The sequence below is a fragment of the Bacteroides cellulosilyticus DSM 14838 genome (genome assembly GCF_000158035.1).
Taxonomy (GTDB): domain Bacteria; phylum Bacteroidota; class Bacteroidia; order Bacteroidales; family Bacteroidaceae; genus Bacteroides; species Bacteroides cellulosilyticus.
The window spans coordinates 1-1859 of record NZ_EQ973529.1 but is presented as its reverse complement, the minus strand read 5'-3'; the positions used below and the strand labels follow the sequence as shown (position 1 = coordinate 1859).

1 protein-coding gene and 1 pseudogene are annotated in these 1859 nt (G+C 41.3%); one reads left to right on the top strand and one right to left on the bottom strand.

The features are described from left to right. A pseudogene (locus BACCELL_RS25505) lies at positions 1 to 888 on the top strand (hypothetical protein); the annotation flags it as partial. A gap of 100 nt (positions 889 to 988) precedes the next feature. Here BACCELL_RS25505 and BACCELL_RS25500 read toward each other — a convergent pair. Next, the coding region (locus tag BACCELL_RS25500; protein WP_007215075.1) for an aspartate-semialdehyde dehydrogenase at positions 989 to 1859 on the bottom strand (871 nt) is incomplete at its 5' end.

The window sequence follows — 1859 nt, the reverse complement described above, 5'->3', positions numbered from 1 at the left end:
GAATTCAAAGAGGATGAAAATTGGATGAACTGGTATGCTTCGGCTGTATTGTATAGTGACTATTTCATGAAATGGGGTAGCAGGGTTGCCGCCCCTTATGATTTATTACCAAATTCTGTATATTCAAAATCTTCTATACTTGCAGAAAAAGATTCTTGCCAACGCAGGCAACTTTTAAAGCAATATAATGAAGGTACGGTCCTGAATGAAGAATATGCTTTGCGGACATTTCCTATCTGGGAAAATGAACTATTTCATGGTAGTACCAATGCCCACCTGTCTGCTACATGGGCGTTAGCAGAAGCTTCTTTGCTTAGGAACGATACTTTGGGGATGCAGTTGGTAACTAAACAATTGCAATGGATATTTGGCAATAATCCTTTCGGACAAAGTCTGATGTATGGAGTTGGGTACGATTATGCTCCTCTTTATGCCTATTGTACCAAGAATATTGTAGGAGCGCTACCTGTAGGTATGGATTGTATGACAGGGGATGATCCGTATTGGTCTTCATCTAATTATGCCACTTACAAAGAACTTTGGATTGAACCAGTCAATAGATTCATGGGAGGAATGGCCGCTTATTTAAGAATGAATCAACTTAAGCCTGATGTTATAAATAATATTCAGATTAATGTGGAGAAGCGATATTCAGGAGTTGATGGATATAGAACAGTGTTGACGATGAAAGGAGTTGGATGCCACAAGATAGAAGTGAAAGCGTTTAATGCGAAAGTTGGCTTTAATTCGCAAAGCGTAGATTTTCGGGAAACTGAACTCCTTGAATTAAACTTTTCTCTTATAGACAACAATAAACCATATGTTCTTCTGATTATTGTGGACGATAAGTTCGGTAAAGAAATTGTGGGAGTGAATCCTTTGGTGTAATCTTCCTCTATCATAAAAGAAGAGGTTATCCTCATTTTCTGGATAACCTCTTTTTTGTTTACAACCATTTCTCCAATGGTTCTATTTTTATCAGTAATGCTTAGAGAGCATTCTCTTTTACCAAATATTCTGCAATCTGTACTGCGTTCAGTGCAGCACCTTTCTTGATCTGGTCACCCACAATCCAGAAAGTCAGGCCGTTTTCATTAGCCAGATCCTTACGGATACGACCTACATAAACGGGGTCTTTACCTGCAAGGAACAAAGGCATTGGATATTCCTTTTCGGCAGGGTTATCCTGCAATACCAAACCATCACCTTTTGCAAAAGCTTCACGAGCTTCTTCCACTGAAATAGGACGTTCTGTTTCTACCCAAATACTTTCAGAGTGAGAACGAAGAGCAGGAACGCGTACGCAAGTTGCGCTTACTTTTATGTCAGAATGCATAATCTTGCGGGTTTCGTGGAACATCTTCATTTCTTCTTTGGTGTATCCATTATCAGTGAATACATCAATCTGAGGAATGAGGTTGAATGCCAACTGGTATGCAAACTTTTCAACAGTAACAGATTCACCTGCTAACACCTGGCGGTATTGTGTGTACAATTCATCCATAGCGGCAGCACCTGCACCGCTGGCGGCCTGATACGTAGAAACGTGTACAGTCTTTATGTGAGAAAGCTGTTCGATGGCTTTCAGTGCCACTACCATCTGTATAGTGGTACAGTTAGGGTTGGCGATGATGCCGCGTGGACGATCTTTTGCGTCGGCAGCATTTACCTCGGGAACTACCAAAGGTATGTCATTATCCATACGGAAAGCACTGGAGTTATCGATCATCACGGCACCATGTTTGGTGATGGTCTCGGCATACTCTTTAGAGGTACCAGCGCCTGCGGAAGTGAAAGCGATATCAACCCCTTTAAAGTCATCGTTGTGTTGCAAGAGTTTTACCTCGATCTGTTTACCG